Below are 19,823 nucleotides of genomic sequence, written 5' to 3' on the forward strand. Positions count from 1 at the left end.
CGCGTCGTGTGTCGGGGGTCGCGTCGTGTGTCACCAGCGCGAGGGCGGGGGCGGCGGCACCACCGGCGGCCGGTCGGCACAGGTGATCGTGTTCGGCAGCAGCCACGGCGCCAGCCAGCCCCCGTCGTTGCCGCCGAGGTCGGTCAGGCCGAACTCCGACCCGGCCGGGGTGAAGTGGAACGACCCGCAGTTGTTCACGCCGACCGCGCCCACGTCGCGGGCGTCGACGTTCGCGAAGCTCGCCCCGCCCGCCGTACGCGCGCTGACCACCGACGTGCCGGTGCCGTCGACCCGGATGTCGCGGAAGCGGACGTTGTCGATGCGGACGCTGTCCTTCACCGGCCAGTCGCTGACCAGCATGATCGCGTTGTAGGTGCTGTCCAGGTACGCGTCGCCGGTCACCTGGATGTCCGCGCCGTCGATGCTGCGGTCCAGCGCGTAGAACCAGATCGCGCCGAGGCCGATGTTCCAGTTCAGGTCGTACGTGCCGGCCCGCACCGTGGTGTTGCCGGTGATCCGCAGCCGGCCGGTGAACGGCTCCGCCCCGAACCGGGAGCCCACCTGGATCGCGCTGCCCTCGCGTACCGGGTCGGCGATCAGGTTGTGCGCGACGGTCAGGTCGGCGCCGCCGTACAGCGCGATGCCGTTGGCGAGCACCGGCGACTGCACCGTGTTGTACGCGAACGTGTTCGACGCGTTCGCCGTACCCTCCGACCACATCGCCAGCGCGTCGTCGCCGCTGTTGCGGACCACCGAGTTCGTCACCGACGAGTGCGTGACGCCGGTGTGGAGGTTCAGCCCGTCGGCGATCTGGTCGGCGATCACCGTGTTCGTGACCCGCAGGCCGGTCATCGGCCCGTCGAACCACATGCCGACCTTCGTGTGGTGCAGGTAGAGGCCGTCGATGGTGCTGTGGTTCAGCGCCCCGCCGACGGCGTTGACCTGGTCGGTGTCGATCCGCTCCCGCACGTCGCCCTCGATCGCGAAGCCGGACAGGTGCACGTCGCTGCTGCCGCCGTCGGCGGCGTCGCGGCCGTAGAAGCCGACGCCCGTGTGGCGGGAGCCGTCGGACGCCGGGGTGTCCAGGGCGACCTCGCGCCCACGCACGATCGTGTACCAGTTCCCGGCCCCGGCGATCGTCACGTCGTCCACGACGACGTGCCGGTTGACCTGGTAGGTACCAGGCGGCAGGTAGAGCGGGCGGTCCACCCGGCGGGCGTACGCGATCGCCCGGTCGAACGCGTCGGCGGACTCCCGCCGGCCGGTCGGGTCGGCGCCGAAGGACAGCGCGTTCACCGCGCGGGGGACCACCCGGGGCGGCGCGACCAGGTGCGCGTCCACCAGGTCGATCACCGTCCACGCGGCGGCCGTGCCGCGCGGCGCGGTCAGCCGGACCACCTCGCCGGCCCGATGGGTACGCCCGAGCAGCAACCGCTGCTCGTCGTAGAAGTGGTGCGGCCGGAACGGCTTGCTGATCACCGGCGCCGGTGTGGTGGCCGCCGGGACGCAGGAGCACTCGGTGATCCACCAGTCCGGGTGCAGCAGGTCGGCGCCGGGGTCGTTGGTGAACGGGTACTGGTTGTAGAGCCAGGCGTACTGCGAGGTCAGCGTCATGGTGCGGGCGGGCGCGTGCCCGAGGGACACCCGCAGCGGCGCGGTGATCCCGCCGCCGCCCGGCGCGTCCGGGATGCTGTAGCGCACGGTCAGCGCGTTCGTGGGCCGGGGGAGCGTGAGTTCGACGTACTGACCGGGCAGCAGGCGTACGGCCCGGCGGCCGGACGCCTCACCGGCGAGTGTGTACGCCGACCGGTCCGGCCCGATCACGGTGCCGGTGGTCCGGCCGTGTTCCGCCTCCTGTTCGACGTAGTCCACAGTCGCACCGCGACCGGCGACGAGCGCGGGGTCCAGCCCGGCGCGGGTCACCACGGGAGCCGGTCCGCGCGGCGGGCCCGCCGTGGCGGTGCAGGGCGGTACGAGCAGGGCGGCGGCGACGAGCGCCGCCGCGAGGATCCTCGGCACGCTCCGCGACATCGGAGCACCCACTTTCTCGGGGGAGGGGACGGGTGGCCTCGGCGGCGCAGGCCATCGACAAGGTTCCTCATGTTATTCCGGCCCTCTGTTGCCTTTCAAGCATCAATCTGCTCGTATCTTCCGGACCACCTGCCGTCGTTCGCGGCAAGACCTGACCGCTCGGGCTGTTCATTTCTTGCAAGAATCCGACGTACGATTGCCGCCGTGACGAAGCGCCTGACCGAGGTGGCCCGCAAGGCGGGCGTCAGCGAGGCGACCGTGAGCCGGGTGCTCAACGGCCGCGGCGGCGTGTCCGAGGCGACCCGGACCGCCGTGCTGACCGCCCTCGACGTGCTCGGATACGAGCGCCCGACGAAGCTGCGCGGCGAGCGTGCCCGCCTGGTCGGCCTGGTGCTGCCGGAGTTGCAGAACCCGATCTTCCCGGCCCTGGCCGAGGTGGTCACCGGTTCCCTCGCCCAGCGCGGCTTCACCCCGGCGCTGTGCGCCCGCACGATCGGCGGCGTGCCGGAGTCCGGGTACGTGGAGATGCTGCTCGACCACCAGGTCAGCGGCGTCATCTTCGCCGGCGGCTCGTACGCCCTCGCCGACGCCTCGCACGAGCACTACCGGCGCCTCACCGACCGCGGCCTGCCCGTGGTGCTGGTCAACGCCGGCGTCGAGGAGCTGGGCTTCCCGCGGGTGTCCACGGACGACGCGGTCGCCGTCGAGCAGGCGTACGGCCACCTGCGCTCCCTCGGCCACGAGCGGATCGGCATGGTGCTCGGCCCGGCCGACCACGTGCCCTCACGCCGCAAGCTCGACGCCATGATCCGGGCCGCCGGCTGGGGCGAGGACCGCTCCCTGGTGGAGCGGTCCAGCTTCTCCATGGAAGGCGCGCGGGTCGCGGCCACGAAGCTGATCGAGCGCGGCGCCACCGGGATCGTCTGCGCCAGCGACGTGCTGGCGCTGGGCACCATCCGGGCCGCCCGCCGCCTGGGCTGTGCGGTACCGGCCGACGTCTCGGTGGTCGGCTTCGACGACTCGGCGTTCATGACCTGCACCGACCCGCCGCTGACCACGGTGCGGCAGCCGATCGAGACGATGGGCCAGGCCGCCGTGGACCTGCTGGTGACCCAGATCGAGGGCGCCGGCGTGCTGCACGACGAGCTGCTGTTCGAGCCCGAGCTGGTGGTACGCGGCTCCACCGCCCCCGCCCCTCGCCGCTGACCCCCGGCGGCTTCCGCCCCCTGGCCCCCGGGCCCCGCCCTGCCCCGCCGCGTCCGTCGATCTTGGAGTAATGGCGCCCGGAATGCGGCCTACTTCCGGTATCTGAGGTACCACAACTCCAAGATCGACGGACGATCTCCGCCGCAGTCGAGTTCTTGCATTCCTGCGTTCGCATCTTGCTGGGTTCGGTTCGCGTCGCTACAGTGACTCCACTCACACCTGACCCGGGGCGCGGTTTCCGGAGGCAGGGCGCGCGCGGCTGCCGTTCCACCACCAGGGCAGCCGCGCGGTCACCGCACATCAGTGAAGGCCATGGATACACCCGTTCCCGAAGGGATGGACAGATGTCCGTACCGCAGTATCGGAAGGTCGCGGCCGTAGCGCTCGCGGCCGGCCTCGGGCTCAGCCTTGCGGCGTGCTCCACCAAGAGCGACGACAGCAGCGACGCCGGCGGCAAGGTCACCATCACGGTCGACTGCCAACCGGTCGGCGCGCAGAAGGAACTGCTGAAGAACTGGAACGACGACGTCGCCGAGTTCCAGCGGCAGAACCCGGACATCGTCGTCAAGAGCGTCAGCGTCGGCGAGCAGTGCAACAACCCGCCGGACTTCACCGCCCGCCTCGCCGGCGGCACCGTCACCGACGTGTTCTACGGCTACATGACCGACCTCCAGCAGGTGCTGGACTCCGGCCAGGCGATGGACATCGGCCAGTACGCCACCAAGGACACCATCCCCACCTGGGACAGCGTCGACCCGGCGCTCAAGGACGTCTTCACCGACGGCGGCAAGCTCTACGCCGTACCGGTGAAGAACTACTCGATGGGCCTGATCTACAACAAGGCGCTGTTCCAGCGGGCCGGGCTCGACGTGAACAACCCGCCGAAGACCTGGCCCGAGGTGCGGGCCGCGGCCAAGAAGATCTCCGCGCTCGGCGACGGCATCGCCGGGTACGCCGAGTACAGCGCCGGCAACACCGGCGGCTGGCACTTCACCTCGCTGCTCTACTCCCAGGGCGGCCAGGTGCTCAGCGCCGACGGCAAGAAGGCCGACTTCAACAACGCGATGGGCAAGCAGGTCCTGCAGAACCTCAAGGACATGCGGTACGGCGACAACAGCATGGGCAGCCGGCAGCTGCTCCAGTGGGGTGACCTGCTCACCAACGCCGGCGCCGGCAAGGTCGGCATGTTCATCGGCGCGCCGGACGCGACCCAGGCGATCGTCAGCCAGTTCCAGGGCAAGTACCAGGACTGGGCGATGGGCCCGCTGCCCGGCCAGGACGGCCCGGCCAAGGCCACGCTCGGCGGCGGCGAGGGCTACTTCTTCAAGAAGGGCCTGAGCCCGGAGCAGGTCAAGGCCGGCCTGAAGTGGCTCGCCTACCAGAAGCTGACCCCTGGCAAGGGCCAGTTCGACTACGTGCGCGCCAAGCCGCAGAATTACCCGGTCGGCCTGCCCCAGCCGCTGCTGTTCGCAGGCGGCAGCGACGCGCAGAAGCAGGAACTGGAGCTGCGCAAGGCCAACGCCAACGTGGACACCACCAACTTCGCGGTCTTCGAGGCCAACCCGGTGCCGATCAAGGGCGAGCCGCGCAACGCCCAGGCGATCTACGCGGTGCTCGACGCCGCGATGTCCGGGGTGCTGACCAACCCGAACGCGAACATCGACGCGCTGCTCAAGACCGCCGAGGACAAGGTCAACCAGCTGCTGGCCGCGCAGAGCTGACCCGACCGGAGGTGGGGCCGGCGCACCGGCCCCACCTCCCCGAGCACCGCAGGAGTCGCCTTGGCGCTCACCACCGCCCCCGGCGCCACCCGCCGTACCGGCCCCGTCGCGCCGCCGCCGTCGCGTACCGCCGGACGCCGCGCCGGTCTCGGCCGCAAGGTCCGGGACAACCTCACCGGGCACACGTTCCTCATCGGCGCGGTCGTCTGCTTCGCCGTCTTCTCCTGGTACCCGATGGTCCGCGGCGTCGTGATGAGCTTCCAGCGCACCCGCCGGGGCGAGACCACCTGGGTGGGCTGGGACAACTACAGCCGGATCATCGCCGATCCGAGCTTCTGGACCGCCTGGAAGAACACGTTCGTCTTCACCGGCCTGGCGCTGGTGCTCGGCTACCTGGTGCCGTTCTTCGTGGCGATCCTGCTCAACGAGCTGCGCCACGCCAAGGGCTACCTGCGGGTGCTGGTCTACCTGCCGGTGATGCTGCCGCCGGCGTCCGCGCTGTTCCTGTTCAAGTTCTACGCGTACGACCCGAGCGAGGCGGGGCTGTTCAACGCGATCCTCACCGCGCTGGGACTGCCCACGTCGGAGTGGATGCAGTCGCCCACCATGACGATGCCGGCCATGGTGATCGCGTCGACCTGGATGAACATGGGCGGCGCCGTGCTGATCTACCTGGCCGCGTTGCAGAACATCCCCGGCGAGCTGTACGAGGCCGCCGAGATCGACGGCGCCGGGGTGTGGCGGCGCATCCTGCACGTGACGATCCCGCAGACCCGGCTGATCCTGGCGCTGCTGGCGATGCTCCAGATCGTCGCCACCATGCAGCTGTTCATCGAGCCGCTGATCCTCGCCAACGGCGCCGGTACGCAGGACTCGGCGACCTCCGTGGCGTACCTGATCTACCAGCACGGGTTCTTCCAGAACGACCTCAACGGCGCCGCCGCGCTCGGCGTGATCATGCTGGTGGTGCTGGCCGGGTTCTCCGCCGTCTACCTGCGACTGACCGCGAGACAGGACTAGGACATGGCCGCCGACCTCACCACCCGTACCCTCATCTCCCACGCCCAGCTGCGGCGCGGTCGCGGCCGCGTCCTCTACTGGGTCGTGCTGTCAGTGGTCGTGGCCGGGTTCACGCTGGTGTTCCTTGGCCCGCTGTACTGGATGGTCACCGGTGCGCTGAAGTCCGGCCAGGAGATCGCCCAGACACCGCCGACGCTGTTCCCGCGCGATCCGCAGCCGGGCAACTACATCGACGCCTGGACCAACCTGGACCTGGCGAAGCTGCTGTTCAACACGTTCTACTACGCGGCCGGGGCGGTGCTGTTCCAGCTCGTCCTCGACACCGCCGCCGCGTACGCGCTGTCGAAGCTGCGCCCGGTGCTGGGCAAGCTGATCCTCGGCATGATGCTGGCGACGCTGATGATCCCGGCGATGGTGCTGATCGTCCCGCAGTACGTGACGGTGATCGACCTGCCGATCGTGCACGTCAACCTGCTCGACTCGCCGTTCGCGATCTGGCTGCCGCTGGTGGCGAACGCGTTCAACATCTTCCTGCTGAAACGGTTCTTCGACTCGATCCCGGAGGACCTGATGGCCGCCGCGGTGATGGACGGCGCCACCCCGCTGCGCACGCTCTGGTCCATCGTCCTGCCGATGTCCCGCCCGATCCTCGGCGTGGTGGCGATCTTCGCGGTGACGGCGGTCTGGAAGGACTTCCTCTGGCCGAAGCTGGTCATGCCGTCGCCGGAGACGCGGACCGTCAGCGTCGGCATCTACGCCTTCGCCGGCGGCACCCCGATGAACGTGGTCATCGCCGCGTCGGTGATCGCCGCGATCCCCACAGTCGTGCTGTTCCTGATCTTCCAGCGCAACATCATGTCCGGCCTGACCACCGGCGGCCTCAAGGGCTGACCCCGCGCCACCGCCCGCATCCGGGCCGCGAGCCCGCCGCAGCAGAACCGACCCGCAGAAAGCAGGTGCCCGTGTCCATGGCCGACAACAGCCCGTGGTGGCGCTCCGCGGTGATCTACCAGGTCTATCCGCGCAGCTTCGCCGACGGCGACGGCGACGGGATCGGCGACGTCGCCGGCATCCGGTCCCGCCTGGATCACCTCGCCGCGCTCGGCGTCGACGCGATCTGGTTCAGCCCCTGGTACCCGTCGCCGATGGCCGACGCCGGCTACGACGTGTCCGACTACCGTGACATCGACCCGGTCTTCGGCACGCTCGCCGAGGTGGAGGCGCTGATCGCCGAGGCGCACGCGCTCGGCGTCCGCAGCATCGTCGACGTGGTGCCCAACCACTGCTCCGACGCGCACCCGTGGTTCCGGGCCGCGCTCGCCGGCGGGCCGGCCGCGCCCGAGCGGGAGCTGTTCTGGTTCCGCGCCGGGCGGGGACCGGGGGGTGAACTGCCGCCCACCGACTGGACCGGCGAGTTCGGCGGACCGACCTGGACCCGCACCACCGACCCGGACGGCACGCCCGGCGACTGGTACCTGCACCTGTTCGCCCCGCAGCAGCCCGACTTCAACTGGGACCACCCCCGGGTCCGCGCCGAGTTCGAGGACATCCTGCGCTTCTGGTTCGACAGGGGCGTGGACGGCATCCGCATCGACTCGGCCGGTCTGCTGGTCAAGGACGGCACGCTGCCCGAGGTCCACCCGGACCGGCCGCACCCGTTCCGCGACCAGGACGGCGTGCACGACGTCTACCGCGCGTGGCGGCGCATCGCCGACTCGTACCCGGGCGGGCGCGCGCTGGTCGGCGAGGTGTGGCTGCCCGACCGGCAGCGGTTCGCGAACTACCTGCGCCCGGACGAGCTGCACACCGCGTTCAACTTCGACTTCCTCGGCTGCGCCTGGGACGCCACAGCGCTGCGGGAGAGCATCGACGGCACGCTCGCCGCGCACGCCCCGGTCGGCGCACCGGCCACCTGGGTGCTGTCCAACCACGACGTCACCCGCCACGTCACCCGGTACGGCCGCGCCGACACCCGGTTCAGCTTCGCCGCCAAGCGCGAGGGCATCCCCACCGACCTGGAACTGGGCACCCGCCGGGCCCGCGCCGCCGCGCTGCTGTCCCTCGCGCTGCCCGGCGCCGCCTACGTCTACCAGGGCGAGGAGCTGGGCCTCTGGGAGGTCGAGGACATCCCGTACGAGCTGCGGCAGGACCCGATGTGGGAGCGGTCCGGCCGGGTCGACCCGGGCCGCGACGGCTGCCGGGTGCCGCTGCCCTGGCAGGGCGACACCCCGCCGTTCGGGTTCAGCCCCGACGGCGCGAACGCCGCGCCGTGGCTGCCGCAACCGGCCGACTGGAAGGACCGCACGGTCCGCGCCCAGACCGGCGACCCGCACTCGATGCTGGAGCTGTACCGGGCCGCGCTGGCGCTGCGCCGCGCCGAACCCGCGCTCGGCGACGGCACGCTCACCTGGCTGCCCGCACCGCACGGCGTGCTCGCGTTCGCCCGCGAACCCGGCTTCACCTGCCTGGTCAACCTCGGCGGCGCAGCAGTGCCGCTGCCCGCGCACGACCGGCTGTTGCTCGCCAGCGGCCCACTCGACGACGACCGGCTGCCACCGGACACCGCGGTCTGGCTGCGTACCCGATCGGCCTGACCGCGACCCCGGCGGCCCGTCCCGGCCGCCACCACGCGACACACCTGGGGAGGAGGAAGGAGAGGCAACGCCGCACGGGGGGATCTGGCCACCGACGAAAGGGAGCACACCCCGCATGGCCGAGCACCGCACCGCGCACCGCCACCGCAGCACCGGCGTGGCCGCCCTCACCGCCGCCGCGCTCGCCGCCTCGACACTCGTCGTCGTGGCGCTCACCACGACCGCCACCCCGGCGCGCGCCGCCGGACTGTCCCCGTTCGACATCACCGGACGCGGCGCCACCGTGCCGTTCCGGGAGCAGGAGGCCGAGCAGGCCGCCCACACCGGCACGAAGATCGGCCCCGACCGGCGCTACGGCACGCTGCCGTCCGAGGCGTCCGGGCGGGAGGCGGTCACGCTCGACGCCGTCGGCGAGTACGTCGAGTTCACGCTCACCGCCCCGGCCAACGCGGTCACGTTCCGGTACAGCCTGCCGGACAACGCCGCCGGCACCGGCCGCGACGCCACCATCGACCTGCGCGCCAACGGCACGCTGGTCAGGACGGTGCCGGTCACCTCCCGGTACGGCTGGTACTACGGCGGCTACCCGTTCAACAACAACCCGGGCGACACCAACCCGCACCACTTCTACGACGAGACCCGGACCATGTTCGGCACCACCTACCCGGCCGGCACGAAGATCCGCCTCCAGGTCTCCTCGACCGCCCAGTCGCCCACGTTCACCATCGACCTGGCCGACTTCGAGCTGGTCGGCGCGCAGATCACCAAGCCGTCGGGCGTGCTGGACGTGGTGACCGACTTCGGCGCCGACCCGACCGGCGCCACCGACTCGACGGCGAAGTTCCAGGCCGCCGTGGACGCCGGCAAGGCGCAGGGCCGGGCGGTGTGGATCCCGGCCGGCACGTTCACGCTCTGGGACCACGTGGTGGTCGACGGCGTGACGCTGCGCGGCGCCGGCCCCTGGTACTCGGTGCTCGGCGGCCGGCACCCCACCGACCGCAAGCGGGCCGCCGGCATCTACGGCAAGTACGTGCCGGGCGGCGGCTACTCCGGCGAGATCCGGTCGCACGAGGCCGGTGGGCCCAGCCGCAACGTCACGCTGCGGGACTTCGCCATCATCGGCGACATCCGGGAACGGGTGGACGAGGACCAGGTGAACGCCATCGGCGGCGCGATGACGAACTCGGTGGTGGACAACCTGTGGTTGCAGCACACCAAGGTCGGCGCCTGGATGGACGGGCCGATGGACAACTTCACCATCCGCAACAGCCGGATCCTCGACCAGACCGCCGACGGGGTGAACTTCCACTGGGGCGTCACCAACTCCACAGTCACCAACACGTTCGTCCGCAACACCGGTGACGACGCGCTGGCCATGTGGGCGCAGAGCGTGCCGAACGTGGGCAACTCCTTCACCCGCAACACCATCGGCGTGACGATCCTGGCCAACCACCTGGTCACGTACGGCGGGCGGGACATCACCATCGCCGACAACGTCACCGCCGACTCGGTCACCAACGGCGGCGGCATCCACGTGGCGAACCGCTATCCGGGCGTCACCGGGCCGACCGCCGTGGCCGGCACCATCACGGTGGCCCGCAACACGCTGATCCGTAACGGCAACTCCGACTACAACTGGCAGTTCGGCGTGGGCGCGATCTGGTTCTCCGCGCTCAACGAGCCGATCCAGGGCGCCGCGATCAACGTCACCGACACCGACATCCTGGACAGCTCGTACGCGGCGCTGCACTGGATCGAGGGGCAGACCAGCGGCATCTCGTTCGACAACGTGCGTATCGACGGCGCGGGCACGTACGCGCTCCAGGTGCAGGCGCCCAGCCAGGTCCGGTTCACAAACGTCCGGGCCACCGGCATCGCCCAGTCCAACCCGATCCACAACTGCGTGGGCAGCGGTTTCCAGATCACCCAGGGCGCCGGCAACTCGGGCTGGTACACGCCCACCCCGTACTGCGGGCCGTGGCCGCAGCCGCAGTGGGGCAACGGCCCGTCCAGCCCGCCGCCCACCAGCCCGGCGCCGACCACGGCAGCGCCGACGACGGCCCCGCCGACCACCGCGCCGCCGACCACGCCACCGCCGACCGGCGGGAACCTGGCCCTGGGCCGGCCGGCGACCGCCACCAGCACCACCCAGACGTACGCCGCCGGCAACGCCGTCGACGGCAACGCCGCCACCTACTGGGAGAGCGCCAACAACGCGTTCCCGCAGTCGCTCACCGTCGACCTCGGCGCGTCCCGCACCGTCGACCGGGTCGTGCTCAAACTCCCGCCCGGCTGGGAACGGCGTACCCAGACGCTGTCCGTGCTCGGGTCCACCGACGGCTCCTCGTACAGCACGCTCGCCGCGTCGGCGGGCCGCGTGTTCGACCCGGCCGCGGGCAACACCGTGTCGATCGCGCTGCCGTCGGGCGACCGGCGGTTCGTCCGGGTCACCGTCACCGGCAACACCGGCTGGCCGGCGGGCCAGCTTGCCGAACTGGAGGTGTACGGCGGCACCACCACGCCGCTGCCCGCCACGACTGCGCCGCCCACCACCGCGCCGCCGGCCGGGAACCTGGCGGCGGGCCGGCCCGTCGCCGGGACCAGCCACGCCGACGTGTACGGCGCCGCGAACACCGTCGACGGCAACGCGAACACCTACTGGGAGAGCGCCAACAACGCCTTCCCCCAGTCGGTGACAGTCGACCTGGGCAGCGCCCGGCCGGTCGCCCGGGTGGTGCTGAAGCTGCCCCCGTCGGCCGCCTGGCAGACCCGTACCCAGACCGTCACCGTGCTCGGCTCCACCGACGGCTCGTCGTTCTCGACCCTCAAGGCGGCGGCCGGCTACACGTTCGACCCGGCGGGCGGCAACAGCGTGTCGATCGCGCTGCCCGCCGGTGACCGCCGCTTCGTGCGGCTGACCTTCACCGGCAACACCGGCTGGCCGGCCGGCCAGCTGTCCGAGTTCGAGGTGTACGCCTCCTGACCCGGCGCGGCGGGGACCATCCCCGGTCCCCGCCGCGCCACCGCACCCCCACCCCCGAACGCCTCTCCACCTCCCCCGGGAAGAAGGTGTCCGTCCACCATGTCCAGACTCCGTACCGGAATCGTCGCGGTGCTCGCCGCGGTCGGCCTGGTCGTCACCGCGGCCCCCGCCCCACCGGCCCTCGCCGCCGGCGGCCCGAACCTCGCCGCCGGGCGCACCGCCACCGCCAGCAGCGTCAACGGCCCCTACGTCGCGGCCAACCTGACCGACGGCAACCAGGGCAGCTACTGGGAGAGCAGCGGCGCACTGCCCCAGTGGGCGCAGGTCGACCTCGGCACCAGCCGCGCCGTCGACCAGGTCGTGCTGAAGCTCCCGGCCGCCTGGGAGGCGCGTACCCAGACGCTGTCCGTGCAGGCCAGCGGCGACGGCAGCGGCTTCACCACTGTCGTCGCCGCGGCGGGCCGCTCGTTCAGCCCGGCCGCCGGCAACACCGTGACGCTCGGCTTCACCGCCACGAACGCCCGCTACCTGCGGGTCGTGATCACCGCGAACACCGGCTGGGCCGCCGCGCAGCTCGCCGAGCTGGAGGTGTACGGCGCGGCCACCTCCTCGACCAACCTCGCGCTCGGCCGGACCATGACCGAGAGCGGCCACGCCGACGTGTACGGCGCCGGCAACGCCAACGACGGCAACGCGGCCACCTACTGGGAGAGCCCGAACAACGCGTTCCCGCAGTGGATCCAGGCCGACCTGGGCGCCGCCACCAGCGTCAACCGGCTGGTGCTGCGGCTGCCGTCCGGCTGGGGCGCGCGCACCCAGACGATCACCGTGCAGGGCAGCACGAACGGCTCCACGTTCGGCACGCTCGTCGGGTCCGCGTCGTACGCGTTCGACCCGGGTGGCGGCAACACGGTGACTGTGACAGTGCCCACCGCGTCCACCCGGTACGTGCGGCTGCTGTTCACCGCCAACAGCGCGTGGCCCGCCGGGCAGCTCGCCGAGCTGGAGGTCTACGGCCCGGCCACCGGCGATACCCAGGCGCCGAGCGCGCCGGGCAACCTCGCGTTCACCGAGCCCGCCACCGACCAGGTGCGGCTGACCTGGACCGCGTCCACCGACAACGTCGGCGTCACCGGCTACGACCTGTACGCCAACGGCGTGCTGCGCACGAGCGTCGGCGGCACCACGCTGACGTACACCGACACCCAGCCGGCCGGGACCACCGTCTCCTACTACGTGCGGGCGCGCGACGCGGCCGGGAACGTGTCGGCGAACAGCAACACGGTCACCCGCACCGGCAACACCGGGGACACCGTCGCACCCACAGCGCCCGGCAACCTGGCCTACACCCAGCCGGCGAGCGGACAGATCCGGCTGACCTGGACGGCATCGACGGACAACGTCGGCGTCACCGGCTACGAGGTGTACGCCAACGGCACGCTGCGCACCACAGTGAGCGGATCGACGCTGACCTGGACCGACAGCCAGCCGGACAGCGCCACCGTCTCGTACCACGTCCGGGCCCGCGACGCCGCCGGGAACGTGTCGGCCAACAGCAACACCGTCACCCGCACCGGCAGCGGCACCGGCGGCACCAACCTGGCGGTCGGCAAGCCCGCGACGGCGTCGTCGATGGTGCACGTGTTCGCCGCCGCCAACGCCGTCGACAACGACGTCGCCACGTACTGGGAGGGCGCGCCCGGCGCGTACCCGAGCACGTTGACGGTCGCGCTCGGCGCCAACGCGAGCATCAGCGCCGTCGTGGTGAAGCTCAACCCGGACCCGGCGTGGGGCGCCCGCACCCAGACGTTCCAGGTCCTCGGCCGGGAGCAGTCCGCGTCCGGGTTCACCAGCCTGGCCGGCTCCGCCACGTACTCCTTCAACCCGAACAGCGCGAACACGGTGACCGTCCCGGTCTCCGCGACCGCCGCCGACGTCCGGCTCCAGTTCACCGCGAACTCCGGCTCCTCCAACGGGCAGGTCGCCGAACTCCAGGTCATCGGCGTCCCGGCGCCGAACCCGGACCTCACCGTCACCGCCGTCACCGCGTCGCCGTCCGCGCCGGTGGAGACCGACGCGATCACGCTGTCCGCCACCGTGCGCAACGCCGGCACCGCGGCCTCCGCCGCCACCGCCGTCACCCTCTACCTGGGTACGGCGAAGGTCGGCACCGCCGCCGTCGGCGCGCTCGCCGCGGGCGCGTCGAGCACCGTCTCGGCCAACATCGGGGTACGCGACGCCGGCAGCTACCAGCTCACCGCGAAGGTCGACGAGTCGAACGTGGTGATCGAGCAGAACGAGGCGAACAACTCCTACACCAGTCCGACCCCGCTGACTGTCAGCCCGGTCGCCAGCTCCGACCTGGTCGCCTCCGCCGTCACCTGGTTACCCGGCACGCCGAGCGCCGGCGCGAGCGTCTCCTTCGCGGTGACGCTGCGCAACCAGGGCACCATCGCGTCGGCGAGCGGCGCGCACGGCATCACGCTGACGGTGCGCGACCAGTCCGGCGCGGTGGTCCGCACGCTCACCGGCTCGTACAGCGGCACGATCGCCGCCGGTGCCACCGCCGGCCCGGTGTCGCTGGGTACCTGGACCGCCGCGAACGGCCGGTACACGGTGCGGGTGGTGCTCGCCGACGACGCCAACGAGCTGCCGGTCAAGCGGCAGAACAACACCAGCGACCGGTCGCTGTTCGTCGGCCGCGGGGCCAACCTGCCGTACGACGCGTACGAGGCCGAGGACGGTGCGACCGGCGGCGGCGCGCAGGTGATCGGCCCGAACCGCACCATCGGCGACCTCGCCGGGGAGGCGTCCGGACGCCGCGCGGTCACGCTCAACACCACCGGCGCGTACGTCGAGTGGACCACCCGCTCGGCGGCGAACGCCTTGGTCGCCCGCTACTCCATCCCGGACGCGCCGGGCGGCGGCGGGATCGACTCGACCATCAACGTCTACGTCAACGGCGTGCTGCACAAGCCGATGAGCCTCACCTCCAAGCACATCTGGCTCTACGGCGCCGAGGCCGGGCCGAGCGACTCGCCGAGCGCCGGCGCGCCCCGGCACCTCTACGACGAGGCGAACGTGCTGCTCGACGCCACGGTCCCGGCCGGTAGCCGGATCCGGCTCCAGAAGGACCCGGCGAACACCACCACGTACGCGATCGACTTCGTCGACACCGAACTGGTCTCGCCGCGCGCCAACCCCGACCCGGCCCGCTACAAGGTGCCGACCGGGTTCAGCCACGCCGACGTGCAGAACGCGCTCGACGCGGTACGGATGGACACCACCGGCACCCTGGTCGGCGTCTACCTGCCCGCCGGCACGTACGAGACGGCGCAGAAGTTCCAGGTGTACGGCAAGGCGGTGAAGGTCGTCGGCGCCGGCATGTGGTTCACCCGGTTCCAGACGCCGCGCAACCAGCAGAACACCGACGCCGGTTTCCGGGTCGAGTCCTCGGCCAGCGGGTCGACCTTCGCCCACCTGGCGTTCTTCGGCAACTACACCAACCGGATCGACGGTCCCGGCAAGGTGTGGGGCGAACTGAAGGACGTGGACGACCTGACACTCGACAGTGTCTGGGTCGAGCACACCGTCTGCGCGTACTGGGGGGTGAGTGTGGACGGGCTGACCATCCGGGACAGCCGGTTCCGCAACACCTTCGCCGACGCGGTGAACATGACGAACGGCAGCACCGACAACCTGGTCACCAACTCGGAGGGCCGCTCCAACGGCGACGACGCGTTCGCGCTGTTCTCCGCCACCGACCAGGGCGGCTCCGGCGGCAACCACGGCAACGTGTTCGAGAACCTGACCGCCACGCTCACCTGGCGGGCGGCCGGCCTGGCGGTGTACGGCGGGTACGACAACGTGTTCCGCAACCTGTACATCGCCGACCAGCTCACGTACTCGGGCATCACGATCAGCTCGCTGGACTTCGGTTACCCGTTCGTCGGATTCGGCGCCAGCCCGCCCACCCGGTTCGAGAACATCTCGCTGATCCGCTCCGGCGGGCACTTCTGGGGCGCGCAGACGTTCCCGGCGATGTGGTTGTTCTCCGCGTCGAAGGAGTTCCGCAGTATCCGGGTGACCGACGTGGACATCGTCGATCCGACGTACTCGGGGATCATGTTCCAGACCAAGTACAACGGCAGCCAGCCGGAGAACCCGATCACCGACACGGTGCTGACGAACGTGTCGATCTCGGGGGCGCGGCGCAGCGGTGACGCGTTCGACGCGAAGTCCGGCTTCGGCATCTGGGTCAACGAGATGCCCGAGGCGGGTCAGGGCCCCGCGGTCGGCGCCGCCACGTTCACCAACCTGCGTCTGACCGACAACGTCCAGGACATCAAGAACACGACAACAACCTTCACCATCACCCGCAACTGACCCCCGCCCTCGCCCCTCACCCCGCCCTCTTCCGCCCCGCGATCTTGCACTTTCGGCCCCCGCGATGCCGGATTACTCCTGCTATGAGGGGCACCAACCTGCAAGATCGCGGGTGTGGGGCGGGGCGGGGCGGGGCGGGGTCGAGCGGAGCGTCGATCTTGGAGTTGTGGCACCTTCGATAGCGGGGCGAAGCCGACAACATGTGGCACCACAAGTCCAAGATCGACGGCGGCGTCAGTTGCCGTGGTCAGTGGGGGAGGGCTGTGGAGAGGCGGCGGATGGCCTCGTCCATCTGGTCGGGCGGGGCGGCGGCGTACGTCAGGCGCAGGTGGGGGGCGGGGGGTTCTGCGGCGTACCAGGGGCGGCCGGGGAAGACGGTGACGCCGGCCGCGGCGGCCGCCGCCGTCACCGCGACGTCGTCGGTGTTGTCGGGCAGGCGTACCCACAGGTGCAGGCCACCGCGCGGGACGTCGCGCGGGGCCAGGGACGGCAGGTGCCGGTCCAGCGCGGCGAGCAGCGCCTCCCGGCGGGCCCGCAGTTGTACGCGCAGGCTGCGGCGGTGCCGGTCCCAGGCCGGCGCGGTGAGGAACTCCACGGCGGCCTGTTGCAGCGGCCCGGCGACGAAGAGGTCGTCGAGCAGCCGGGCGGCGCGCAGCCGCGCCCCGGCCGGTCCCCGCGCGCCGATCGCGGCGATGCGCAGGCCGGGTGCTGTGGACTTGGTGAGCGAGCGCAGGTAGACGACGTGCCCGTCCGGGTCGTCGGCGGCCAGCGGTGGCGGGGCCTCGCCGTCGATGGTGAGGTCGCGGGCGTAGTCGTCCTCGACCAGGAACGCCCCGGCCTCGCGCACCGTCTCCGCCACCTCGCCACGCCGGGCGGCGGTCAGCGTCGCGCCGTGCGGGTTGGCGTACAAGGGCTGGCAGTAGAACAGGCGGGCGCCGGTGCGGGCGAACGCGGCGGCGAGCTGGTCGGGGCGTACCCCGTCGGTGTCGGCGGGGACGGGCACCACCCGCAGTCCGGCGGCGCGCGCGGCGGCGAGCGCGCCCAGATAGGTGGGGGACTCGACCAGCACCGTGTCCCCGGGCATGGTGAGCGCCCGCAGCGTGGAGGAGAGCGCGGCCTGCCCGCCGGGGCAGATCACCATGTCCTCGGCGCGCAGGCCGCCACCCGCCTCGCGGGCGAACCAGGCGCGCAGGTCGGCGCGTCCCTCGACCGGGCCGCGCTGCCACGCCGCCGGTTGCCGGGCCGCGCGGGCGAGCGCCGCACCGAGCGCGGCAGCGGGCTGGAGATCCGGGTCCAGGTAGCCGCCGGTCAGCGGAATCGCGCCCGACGGCGGTAGTGCCAGTAGCGCCTGCATCTCCTCCTCGCCGCCCCGCCGCGAGCCCAGCGCGACCGTCTGCCACGACAGGTCCGCCCGTGGCGCTCCGGTGCGCCGGGCGGCCACGTACGCGCCGCGCCCCGGCCGTGTCTCGACCAGCCCGTCCGCGACGAGCCGCCGGGTCGCCTCGGCGACTGTCACGGGGGAGACGTGATGGTGCGCGGTCAGTTCCCGCACCGACGGCAGCCGGGTGCCGGGGGCGGCACCGGTCGCCAGCGCCCCCAGATGCCGGACCACACGGTCGATAGCGCTACCATCGTTCATGACGGCACAGAGTAGCGCTACTGCGCGCACGACGGTAACGGTGAGACCGGGCGCCGGGATCGCCCTCGGCGCGCTGGGTGTGCTGGCCTTCAGCATGTCGCTGCCGGCCACCCGCGTCGCGGTGCACACACTCGACCCCTGGTTCGTCGCGTTCGGACGGGCGGTCGGCGCGGCGCTGCTCGCGTGGGTCTACCTGCGGCTGACCGGTGCGCCGCGCCCCACCCGGGACCAGTGGCGACGGCTGTCGATCGTCGCGCTCGGCGTCGTGGTCGGCTTCCCGCTGTTCACCTCGCTGGCGCTCACCACACAGACGTCGGCGCACGGCGCCGTGGTCGTCACAGTGCTGCCCGCCATGACCGCCGTGTTCGCGGTGCTGCGCGCCGGCGAACGGCCGCCGCCGCTGTTCTGGATCGCCAGCGCCGCCGGTCTGGCGCTGGTGCTCGCCTTCCTCGCCGCCGGCGGCTCGATGCGCGGCGCGCTGTCCGCGGCCGACGTGTTCCTGCTCGCCGCCGTGGTGCTCTGCGGCCTCGGGTACGCCGAGGGCGGCAGGCTGGCCCGCGACCTCGGCGGCGCCCGGACGATCTGCTGGGCGCTGCTGCTGTCGCTCCCGGTCACCGTGCCGGTCACGGCGGTGGCCGCGCTCGTCCACCCGCCGCAGGGCGGCGTCGCCGCCTGGACCGGGTTCGGCTACCTCACAGTGGTGTCGATGTTCCTCGGCTTCTTCGCCTGGTACGCCGGGCTGGCCCGGGGCGGCATCGCCAAGGTGGGCCAGATCCAGCTCGTGCAGCCGGTGCTCACGCTGATCTGGTCGGCAGTGCTGCTCGGTGAGGCGGTCACGCCCGGCGCGCTGGCGGTGGCGGGCGCGGTGCTCGCCTGCGTCGTGCTCATCCAGCGCACCCGGGGCGGCGCCACACCGGCGCGCGCCCCGGGCGGGCCGTCCTCAGCGGACCGGCCCGCCCCGGGCGGGGCGTCCTCAGCAGGGCGCGATGGTGCCGGTCACGCCGGAGACGTACGCGTGGCTGATGAAGTGTCCTGACGCGAGGCGGTTCCACTGGGTGGTGGTGCGGTACGGGCCGCTCACCGACTGGCCGACGACCGAGCACTCGATCGGCACGTTGGCGTAGGTGGCGGCCAGGCCGACGACGGGGTTGCTCGTGCCGGGGCCGGAACGGATGTTGAGCGGGCCACTGCCGATCCGGCCCCGGGCGCCGGTGCCGGTCCAGAGGTAGGCGACGTCGACCCAGGCGTTGTCGGTCAGCAGCAGACCGTCCCAGAACGTGCCGTCGGCGAGGTCGATGCCGGCCGGGCTGGCCACCGTGCGCCCGAACTGGTCCCGGCCGCCGTTGTAGCCGCTCTGGTACGCCGCCTGCGCCTCGGGGCGGCCCTGCGGCAGGTCCTTCCACATCTCCCGGCTGCTGCTGGGGTTCCAGTAGTCGTCCCTGGTGTTCCACGGTCCGATGTCCCAGACCGGCGCGTACTCGCAGCGGCTCCGGGTGGTGGTGCACACCCGCACCGTGTAGTCGCCGGTGTTCTTCGGCGCGAGGCCGCGAGCCGACGGCAGCGCGACGAAGTGGTCCCGCGAGACGATCACGTGCCCGTTGGCGGTGGTGCCGCCGACCAGGCCCTCCCGGGTGGCGTACACCCGGTAGGTGAGGCCCGGGGTGGCGGCCGTGACGGCGGCGACCGAGTCGGCGACGAGCCGTACCGTGCGCAGGGTGGGCGCGGCGGACGGCCGTTCGGCGGTGAGCGCCACCCGGATCTGCACCCGGGTGACGGGCTGGTCGAAGACGGCCTCGCCGGACACGGACCGCCACTCGGTCCACGCGCCCGACCGCCAGCCGCGCGCCGCCACCTCGACGGCGCCGCCCCGGCCGGTTGTCGCGGCGATGTCGGCCCGGACCCGGTTGGCCGGCGCGGCGAGCGGGTGGGGTGCGGTGACGAGCATGCCCTCGGCCGCCTGCCGGCGCTGCGCGGCCGGTCGGCTCGCCGCGCCGGCGAGGCGCAGTCCGGCGCCGGACCAGCGGACGTTGACGTCGTCGGAGTCGACGACCGTGAGGTCGGCGTTCCACGTGTTGCCGGTGACAGCCGGTTCCGCCAGGGGTGCGGCGGGCGCCGGCGAGACGGCCAGGACGGCGGCGATCGCGCCGGCGACCGCCGCCAGCGGGCGGCTCGTACGGGGACGGTGCATGGGCGCTCCTCGTGAGGGCATGAAGTAGACGAACTTCGATCTCTGGGTGACGTGC

General features: G+C 72.2%; 11 protein-coding genes. 8 read left to right on the forward strand and 3 right to left on the reverse strand.

What is annotated here, in order from left to right:
* Positions 1 to 30: 30 nt before the first annotated feature.
* Complete coding sequence (locus tag CLT75_RS06760) at positions 31 to 2,031, reverse strand: glycosyl hydrolase family 28-related protein (RefSeq protein WP_135239989.1); 2,001 nt, start codon at positions 2,029 to 2,031, stop codon at positions 31 to 33.
* Positions 2,032 to 2,235: 204 nt separating this feature from the next.
* On the opposite strand from CLT75_RS06760, the gene CLT75_RS06765 reads away from it, so the two are divergent.
* From CLT75_RS06765 to CLT75_RS06795, 7 genes are all read left to right on the forward strand, one after another.
* Positions 2,236 to 3,237: a LacI family DNA-binding transcriptional regulator gene (locus CLT75_RS06765; protein ID WP_135239990.1), complete on the forward strand. Its 1,002-nt coding sequence runs from the start codon at positions 2,236 to 2,238 to the stop codon at positions 3,235 to 3,237.
* Between the two features lie 344 nt (positions 3,238 to 3,581).
* On the forward strand, positions 3,582 to 4,958 hold the full coding sequence (locus CLT75_RS06770; RefSeq protein WP_135239991.1) for an extracellular solute-binding protein: 1,377 nt from the start codon (positions 3,582 to 3,584) through the stop codon (positions 4,956 to 4,958).
* 60 nt (positions 4,959 to 5,018) lie between these two features.
* Positions 5,019 to 5,978 (forward strand): carbohydrate ABC transporter permease, encoded by a 960-nt coding sequence (locus tag CLT75_RS06775; RefSeq protein ID WP_135239992.1) that lies wholly within the window; start codon positions 5,019 to 5,021, stop codon positions 5,976 to 5,978.
* A 3-nt stretch (positions 5,979 to 5,981) separates the two neighbouring features.
* Positions 5,982 to 6,869: a carbohydrate ABC transporter permease gene (locus tag CLT75_RS06780; protein WP_135239993.1), complete on the forward strand. Its 888-nt coding sequence runs from the start codon at positions 5,982 to 5,984 to the stop codon at positions 6,867 to 6,869.
* Positions 6,870 to 6,946: 77 nt separating this feature from the next.
* Positions 6,947 to 8,572, forward strand: coding sequence for a glycoside hydrolase family 13 protein (locus CLT75_RS06785; RefSeq protein WP_135243929.1), 1,626 nt, complete (start codon positions 6,947 to 6,949; stop codon positions 8,570 to 8,572).
* A gap of 115 nt (positions 8,573 to 8,687) precedes the next feature.
* Positions 8,688 to 11,555 (forward strand): discoidin domain-containing protein, encoded by a 2,868-nt coding sequence (locus CLT75_RS06790; protein ID WP_135239994.1) that lies wholly within the window; start codon positions 8,688 to 8,690, stop codon positions 11,553 to 11,555.
* Positions 11,556 to 11,654: 99 nt separating this feature from the next.
* Complete coding sequence (locus tag CLT75_RS06795; RefSeq protein WP_135239995.1) at positions 11,655 to 15,941, forward strand: galactose-binding domain-containing protein; 4,287 nt, start codon at positions 11,655 to 11,657, stop codon at positions 15,939 to 15,941.
* A 247-nt stretch (positions 15,942 to 16,188) separates the two neighbouring features.
* Here CLT75_RS06795 and CLT75_RS06800 read toward each other — a convergent pair whose 3' ends face one another.
* A complete protein-coding gene (locus tag CLT75_RS06800; protein ID WP_135239996.1) occupies positions 16,189 to 17,580 on the reverse strand; it encodes an aminotransferase-like domain-containing protein in 1,392 nt (463 codons plus the stop codon).
* A 40-nt stretch (positions 17,581 to 17,620) separates the two neighbouring features.
* On the opposite strand from CLT75_RS06800, the gene CLT75_RS06805 reads away from it, so the two are divergent.
* Positions 17,621 to 18,616: a DMT family transporter gene (locus CLT75_RS06805; protein WP_135239997.1), complete on the forward strand. Its 996-nt coding sequence runs from the start codon at positions 17,621 to 17,623 to the stop codon at positions 18,614 to 18,616.
* Here the strand turns inward: CLT75_RS06805 and CLT75_RS06810 are convergent.
* Entirely contained in the window at positions 18,554 to 19,768 is a 1,215-nt protein-coding gene (locus CLT75_RS06810; RefSeq protein WP_135239998.1) for a hypothetical protein, read from the reverse strand. The two genes, CLT75_RS06805 and CLT75_RS06810, sit on opposite strands and share 63 nt — an antisense overlap.
* Between the last annotated feature and the right edge of the window lie 55 nt (positions 19,769 to 19,823).

Source organism: Micromonospora sp. CNZ285 (genome assembly GCF_004637285.1).

Coding starts and splice junctions, on each gene's coding strand:
- CLT75_RS06810 (WP_135239998.1), bottom strand. CDS start 19,768: ATGCACCGTCCCCGTACGAGCCGCCCGCTGGCGGCGGTCGCCGGCGCG.
- CLT75_RS06760 (WP_135239989.1), bottom strand. CDS start 2,031: ATGTCGCGGAGCGTGCCGAGGATCCTCGCGGCGGCGCTCGTCGCCGCC.
- CLT75_RS06785 (WP_135243929.1), top strand. CDS start 6,947: ATGGCCGACAACAGCCCGTGGTGGCGCTCCGCGGTGATCTACCAGGTC.
- CLT75_RS06800 (WP_135239996.1), bottom strand. CDS start 17,580: ATGAACGATGGTAGCGCTATCGACCGTGTGGTCCGGCATCTGGGGGCG.
- CLT75_RS06795 (WP_135239995.1), top strand. CDS start 11,655: ATGTCCAGACTCCGTACCGGAATCGTCGCGGTGCTCGCCGCGGTCGGC.
- CLT75_RS06780 (WP_135239993.1), top strand. CDS start 5,982: ATGGCCGCCGACCTCACCACCCGTACCCTCATCTCCCACGCCCAGCTG.
- CLT75_RS06790 (WP_135239994.1), top strand. CDS start 8,688: ATGGCCGAGCACCGCACCGCGCACCGCCACCGCAGCACCGGCGTGGCC.
- CLT75_RS06770 (WP_135239991.1), top strand. CDS start 3,582: ATGTCCGTACCGCAGTATCGGAAGGTCGCGGCCGTAGCGCTCGCGGCC.